Annotated in this window: 5 protein-coding genes; 3 read left to right on the forward strand and 2 right to left on the reverse strand. The window is 68.5% G+C overall.

Going from position 1 to position 7,209, the window contains the following annotated elements; all coding sequences use genetic code 11:
* Window positions 1-33: 33 nt before the first annotated feature.
* Together ACFV88_RS23245 and ACFV88_RS23250 are read left to right on the forward strand one after the other, a co-directional pair.
* A complete protein-coding gene (locus tag ACFV88_RS23245; RefSeq protein WP_385493696.1) occupies window positions 34-1,308 on the forward strand; it encodes an MFS transporter in 1,275 nt (424 codons plus the stop codon).
* A gap of 360 nt (window positions 1,309-1,668) precedes the next feature.
* The gene (locus tag ACFV88_RS23250) at window positions 1,669-2,901 is read left to right on the forward strand and encodes a hypothetical protein (RefSeq protein WP_385493698.1); all 1,233 of its coding nucleotides are present in this window, start codon (window positions 1,669-1,671) and stop codon (window positions 2,899-2,901) included.
* Here the strand turns inward: ACFV88_RS23250 and ACFV88_RS23255 are convergent, their stop codons facing one another.
* Together ACFV88_RS23255 and ACFV88_RS23260 are read right to left on the reverse strand one after the other, a co-directional pair.
* Entirely contained in the window at window positions 2,902-3,522 is a 621-nt protein-coding gene (locus ACFV88_RS23255; protein WP_385493699.1) for a hypothetical protein, read from the reverse strand. It lies immediately after the preceding gene.
* A gap of 133 nt (window positions 3,523-3,655) precedes the next feature.
* Window positions 3,656-4,519, reverse strand: a complete 864-nt coding sequence (locus ACFV88_RS23260; protein ID WP_385493700.1) for an endonuclease/exonuclease/phosphatase family protein — start codon at window positions 4,517-4,519, stop codon at window positions 3,656-3,658.
* A gap of 657 nt (window positions 4,520-5,176) precedes the next feature.
* On the opposite strand from ACFV88_RS23260, the gene htpG reads away from it, so the two are divergent.
* A complete protein-coding gene (htpG, locus tag ACFV88_RS23265; RefSeq protein ID WP_385493702.1) occupies window positions 5,177-7,006 on the forward strand; it encodes a molecular chaperone HtpG in 1,830 nt (609 codons plus the stop codon).
* The last annotated feature ends 203 nt before the right edge of the window (window positions 7,007-7,209 follow it).

A 7,209-nucleotide genomic window follows, 5' to 3' on the forward strand; every position in this document is an offset into this window, starting at 1 on the left:
GTGCCCCACCGCATGGACACGGAAGGACACGCCATGCGACTGTTCGCCATCCGCGACTACCGCCACCTGTTCAGCGCCCAGATCATCGCCCTGTTCGGTACCGGGCTGGCAACAGTGGCCCTCGGACTGCTCGCCTACGAGCTCGCCGGCCCGCGCGCCGGCATGGTCCTGGGCACCGCCCTGACCGTCAAGATGGTCATGTACGTGGTCATAGCCCCCCTCGCCGCCGCGTACGTCGACCGCTTCCCCAGAAGAACCCTCCTGATCCTCCTCGACGTGGTGCGCGCAGCGGTGGTCTTGGCGCTGCCGCTCGTGACCGAGGTCTGGCACATCTACGTCCTGATCGGTCTGCTCCAGGCCGCGTCCGCAGCGTTCACCCCGACGTTCCAGGCCGTGATCCCCGACATCGTCACCGACGAGTCCGACTACACCCGCGCCCTGTCGGCGTCCCAGGTCGCCTCCACCATGGAGAGCCTGCTCAGCCCCGTTCTGGCGGCGGTCGCCCTGGCGTTCATGAGCTTCAACTGGTTGTTCCTGGGCACCTCCGTCGGATTCCTCGTCTCCGCGCTGCTCATCCTGCCGACGCGCATCCCCGAAGCCCGCCCCAGTGCCCACACCCGGGTACGGGACAAGGTGGTGGCAGGCATCAGGACCTTCTTGCGGACACCGCAACTGCGCGGCGTCATGGCGCTCAACCTCGTGGTCGCGGCGGCGGGGTCGATCGTCGTCGTCAACACCGTCAACTACGTCCGTGACGAGCTCGGCGGCTCGCAGTCGGACGTCGCATGGACACTCGCCGCCTCCGGCAGTGGAACCCTCCTGGCCGCCCTCGTGCTCCCCCGCGTCCTCCGCAGGATCACCGCTCGCAGCGTCATGGTGACCGGTGCGGGAGTCCTCGTCGGCGGCACGATCGCCGCAGTGACCCTCACCACGGCCGGCCTGGCCACATGGACCGGTACGGCGATCGTCTGGACCGTGATCGGCATCGGCATGGCGCTGGTCATCACACCGACCGGTAACGTCCTGCGCGCTTCCGTCGAACCGAACGCGATCCCCGAGGTCTTCGCAGCCCAGTTCTCCCTGTCGCACCTGGCCTGGCTGATCACCTATCCCATCGCGGGATGGCTCGGTACGAACTCCGGCTTCTCCCTTGCCTGGTCCGTCCTCGCGACCCTCGCCGGAGCGGGCGCCGTCGCCGCACTCCTGCTGTGGCCGCGCCATGGTGGACGACAGGTGGCGACCGTGCCCTCGACGCACGACCGGCCCGTGTCCCGGATGGACAGGTCGGCCCTGTCCAAGGCCGCGTAGGTCGCCTGAAGGTCCGCGCCCCATACACGCACATACCTGGTCAGGCGTCTGGAAAGGCAACGGCCGTGACCGCCGTCCCGCTTCACTCGGGCGGCGGGCACGGTCCTTTCGCGTAGCCGTCCGTGTGAACCGATGCCGTCATGCCGCCCGTGCCGTCCTGCTTGAGATCCCGTCAATTCTGGCGACTTCGCCACAAGGAGGAATATGTGAAGCTAATCTTTCACCACCGCACGTGCGCGTCGTTGACCGTCTCCACCCCGGGGAGTCGGCCCGCTGTGCCCGGCTGACACCCGAGAACGTCCCGTTGCTGTACGCCCCGCGCGAGGGCGCGGCGGTGCATCTCGCTTCGAAGGTGAGGCCATGACCGAGTCGATCCCCACCCCGCGTCCGGGCCCCGATTCCGACTCCGACTGCGCGGAGCCTTCCGGCCCAGCCGCCGCCCAGCAACCCTTCCTGTCCGGCCAGTTGCAGGGAAGGCTGCTGCTGCAGGCCGGAGTGAGCCGGGTCGGCTACATTCGCGCGCACCTCGATCCGGTGCGCAGCGGGCTCGTCGTCAGCGGTCCGAAGGCGGCGACGAAGGCCCGCAGGTTGCGTGAGGAGGGGTTCACGGGACCGCTGCTCGCGGATCCCGCCGTCTACACCGAGGCGGCGGCCACCGAGGACGATCCCTTTCCCGACATCGTGGCGGGCCAGTTGGCCTTCGGCGACCCGCTGAAGCTCTCGATCGAGGCGCAGGTGGGTCACCGGGTGGGCGCGACGGCCGCCCTCACGCCCACGGGATATCTGCACGCGGACGACTTGGGTGCGCTCAAGGCCGCCGTGCACCAGGTCCTCAAGCTGGAGGACCCCCACATCATCTTCAGTGTTCCCGCGGACGTGGGGTGGCTGCGCGACGGCACGGTCGAGCAGTTCATCGGATGGCTCAATCTCGTGCCGAACCCCAAAGCGGTCATGCTCGGCGGACAGATGGACCCGCTGGCAGGCTTCTCCTCGGCAGTGGGCAACCTCAAGCGGTTGCTGGCGGAGGTGCCCGGCACGGCGCTGCTCCGGGCCGACCTGGCGGCGTTCGGAGCCCTCGCCCACGGCGCGGCGTTCTCCGCCTTCGGTGCCACCAGCAGTGTGCGGCACATCGTGCCGCCCGGGCAGGCGGCCAAGCGTTCCGCGGGCGGACCGAACTCGCCCTCCGTGCTGTTGCCGGAGCTGATGGGCTTCTTCCTCGGGGAGAGGTTGGCGAGGCTGTTCGCCGCGGGTCTGCCGCCGGTGTGTTGGTGTGTCGGCTGTGAGGGGCGCAAACTGGACACCTTCGTCAGCAATCGGGCGCAGGTGCCGGCGGCGGCCCACAACGCGGCCGTACTGATGGAGTGGCTGCGCACCATGGACGCCGTCGATCCGGCCGGACGGCCCGCGTGGTGGCAGCAGTTCTGCCGACGCGCGGTGGACCGGTACCCGGTGCTCAACGCGGAACTCGACCATCCCGGGTCCAGCGCCTTCGAAGTGCCCCGGCAGTTGCGGCAGTGGGCGCAGGACCCCGTCGCACCGCAGGCTCCGTCCGTGGCGCGCCCCACGGTCGGCTCGGAGTTCAGCAAGCCGTGACTAGCAGATGCGGTGGTGGAACTCCTCGGTGAAACACCAGGCTGCGGGGGTGTGACGAAGAGGGGCGTGGGGTCGGGGTTCCAGCAGCATGTTCACGCGCTCACCGTCGGCCACCAGGATGCCGATGCCGTAGAAGGCGGCTTCCATCAGCATCTCCTCAGCCACTGGTGGAGTGCGTTCCAGCAGCAGCGCACGCCGGCAGAAGGGGGCGAAGCGGCCGGCTCGCTCCAGACCTCCGCGCCAGCCCGCGGCACTCGCCCGGACCACAGCGAGATCGATGACGAGCGGCCGTACCGCGCGGCGGGTGACCGCACGCTGGTCGAGCTCGGCGGCGCCGGCCGGCAGCCGACGTACCGCCGCACGGAGGTGTGCGGGCAGCGGCGCCAGGGCGACGGGCTCGTCGACGGGCAGTTCGAGGAGGGTCTGGAGCACTTCGAGACGGTCCAAGCGGGCCGCTGAGACGCGTGCGCGGCGGGCGCACTCCTCCTGGTCCGGCCGGTAGAACAACAGCGCCGGGCTGCCCAACAGTTGGAGCGAGACGGACAGCGCGGCAGGATCCAGGAGGTCCGCGGAGGCTGCGCGTACCGACGTGCCCGCTGACGGGCCGGCCGAGGTCACCATGCCGTTCACCCTGCCTCATCCGACTTCGGCCGCGTCCAGCGGCCCCGACCATCCCACTCCACGGTGTGCCGTCGGCGCGTGGAGATGCTCCAAAGGCCCACCCGGTACTGGGCATGGTGCTAAGGAGAGGGGCCTAGCTCGGGTCCAGGTCGGCGTGCACCAGGTGATGGTCCGAGATCGTGGTGGGATGTACGCCGTGCTCGCGCGGGGTGATGCCGCGCAGGAAGACGTAGTCGAACTTGCTCTGCCAGTCGGTGGTCGGCTTGCAGACACCGACGAGGGAGGGACGGCACTCGGGGTCCACGTCCGCGGCCAGTGCCCACATGTCAGCGAGTTCGGGGGCGTCCGGCACGGCGTTGAAGTCCCCGAGAACGATCGCACGGTCATGCCGGGCGACGTCCTCGGCGAGCACCTCGACCTGGTGTGCCCGGACTGATTCCTGGCGTCGTTGGGCGAGGTGCGTGTTGAAGACCCGGACGGGTTTGCCGCCCACCTCAGTGGTGACGGCCAGATAGCCACGGTCTTCGGAGCCGCCGTCCGGGTACTCCGCCTTCACGCGGTCCGTCATCGGCGCAGCCGAGAGGATCGCCTGGCCGAAGGCCCCCGGACTCCACGGCATTCCCCCGCAGCGGCCTCGATGGGTGAGGACCATTCCGTACTCGACGTGGTAGACCAGCCCGTACACGCCCTCCAGGTAGTCCCGGATCCTTTCGACGTCACGCACGCACGCTTCTTGCAGGCCGATGACCTGGGGTGCGTAGGTGGCGATGTCCGCCGCCTGGTCGACGTTGCCTTCTTTGCAAGGGTTGCAGAGGTTCCACGTCATCACCCGGTTCGGTACGACGTCCCGTACCGCTTCGGCGGGCAGCGACCTCGCGAAGAGGACAGCGCTCGGTGCGCTGGGGCCGACGAGAACCATGCAGGCCAAGGTCATGGCACCCGCGATCAACCCCGTGCCCCGTCCGAACACCGTCGCCTCCTCCAAGTCGGTACGCATGGCATCTGATGTCTCCATGCACGAGGTCATGGGGCGGAGTCGTCAGCAACACGTGCGGTACAGCGGATCCGTTGTGCCCGGACGGAAGTCGTCAGCGGGGTCGTCGACCCGTGAGCGGACGGACCGGTCAACCGCTCCGAGTCGTCCCGGTCGCGACGCTCGGCTGCGCTGACCTCCGTGTGGCAATCGTCAGCGTACTGGATCTCCGACCGGGCGTTCTGGTTCGCCCGGAGCACGCAGTACGTCGTCTCCGGCCCAGCTCAGCGCAGCCCTCCGGGGCCGAGGTCCCGACGGACGACCACTTCTTGTCGTCGTACGGCACCAGGACCCGCAGCGCCTTCAGACCTGTCCCGACCGCCGCACCCCGCACGACGACGGGGACGGTGGAGTCCACCGCGAGCCCCGGCCGGAGGCCGCCTTGTCCGTGGCGGACTCCGACGACCGCGTCACCCGATCCGCCAGGAATCCGCCCCAGAACGGGAGGCGACCCTCCTGAGCACGGGAAGCGATCTTCAGTGCCCTGGAGCGCACCACGTCATCGCTGCTCGCGAACAGCCCGAACTCGCCCCCGCCGAGCCGCGTGCCTACATGTGCACACCTAGCGTGACCTCTGGAAGGGTAGGGCTGTCGTCAGACCAACCGAACCGAAGGGAAACGATGAGCACCGAGACGCTGGAGTTCCAGGCGGAAGCACGGCAGTTGCTGGAGCTGATGGTTCATTCGATCTACTCGAACAAGGACATCTTCCTGCGGGAACTCGTCTCCAACGCCTCCGACGCCCTGGACAAACGACGTCTGGCCGGCCTCAAGGACGAGGCACTCAGGGCGGACGACCTGCACATCGCGATCGAGGCCGACGCGGAGGCCCGCACGCTGACCGTGCGGGACAACGGCATCGGCATGTCCCGTGACGAACTGGTGGAGTTGATCGGCACCATCGCCAAGTCCGGCACCGCCGAGACGCTGCGCCGCCTCAAGGAGAACAAGGAGTCGGCCGAACTGATCGGCCAGTTCGGGGTCGGCTTCTACTCCGTGTTCATGGTCGCCGACCGGACCACATTGCTCACCCGCAAGGCCGGTCAGGAAAAAGGCGTGCGGTGGGAGTCCACTGGCGACGGTACGTACACCGTCGAAACCGTGGAGAACGCTCCGGAAGGCACCTCGGTCTGTGTGCACCTGCGGCCCGCCGACGAGGAGGACGCGCTCTACGACTACACCGACGAACGAAAGATCCGGGAGATCATCAAGCGGTACTCGGACTTCATCTCCTTCCCCGTCCGGCTCGGGGACGAGACCCTCAACTCCATGAAGGCGCTCTGGGCCCGTCCGCGCGCGGAGGTGAGCGACGAGGAGTACCAGGAGTTCTACCGGCACATCAGCCACGACTGGACGGATCCGCTCGACATCATCCAGATGCGGGCGGAGGGCACCTTCGAGTACGAGGCCCTGCTGTTCCTGCCCTCGCGGGCCCCGCACGACCTCTACCAGCGCGACACCCGACACGGCCTACAGCTGTACGTCAAGCGCGTCTTCATACTGGACAACAGCCGCGAACTCCTCCCGGACCACTTGCGTTTCGTCAAGGGGGTCGTCGACGCCGCCGACCTGTCGCTGAACATCTCCCGCGAGATCCTCCAGCAGGACCGCCACATCCAACTCATCCGGCGGCGGCTGGCGAAGAAGGTCTTGGCCTCCGTCAAGGACCTGATGAACAAGGACGCCGAGAAGTACCGCACGTTCTGGCGTGAGTTCGGGCCCGTCGTCAAGGAAGGACTCCTCGACGCGTCAGAGGACCACCGGGCGATCCTCGATCTCGCCTCCTTCACCTCCACCGCCGGCGACGAGCCCACCACCCTCGCCGACTACCTCGCACGGATGCCGGAGGGCCAGGACAAGATCTACTTCATGACCGGTCAAAGCCGTGCACAGGTCGAGAACTCCCCGCATCTGGAGGCCTTCCGGGCCAAGGGGTACGAGGTCCTCCTCCTCACGGACCAGGTGGACGAGATCTGGGCCGAGGCGGTGCCGGACTACCGGGACACGGAGTTCCGGTCCGTCACCAGGGGCGTGCTCGACCTGCCTTCCGAGGAGGAACCGTCCCCCGAACAGGCTGACGCCTACGCAGCGGTGCTGACCTGGCTCAACGAGACGCTCGACGACGTCAAGGACGTGCGCCTGACGACCCGGCTCACCAGTTCCCCGGCATGCCTGGTCAGCGACACCGACGGTCTCACGCCGGCGCTGGAGAAGATGTACAAGGCGATGGGCCAGGGGCTTTCGCCGGTCAAGCGCATCCTTGAGCTCAATCCTCAGCACCCGCTGGTCAGCGGTCTGCGTACGGCCCACGAACAGCGCTCCGACGACCCGGCTCTCTCCGAGACGGCCGAGCTGCTGTACGGCACCGCCCTGCTCGCGGAGGGCGGGGACCTGACTGACCCGGCGCGCTTCGCCGCCCTGCTCGCAGACCATCTGAGCAAGACGCTGTGAACCGCAGCTCGTTGAAGACCGGCTGCCGCGACCGTCCCCGCGGGTCTCTGCCCGTCTGAGGCGTTGCGGGTCGAAGGAGCTGCCCGACCCCGAGTACGTCGTGGGGGCGGCCCGGGGGCGGGGGGGGCCCCCCCGCCCGCCCCGGCCCGCGGGCGAGGGGGGATACGGCCACCCGGGTGGGTGCGGGGGGCCCAACCCCCCCC

Source organism: Streptomyces sp. NPDC059816 (assembly GCF_042732055.1).
Lineage (GTDB): Bacteria > Actinomycetota > Actinomycetes > Streptomycetales > Streptomycetaceae > Streptomyces.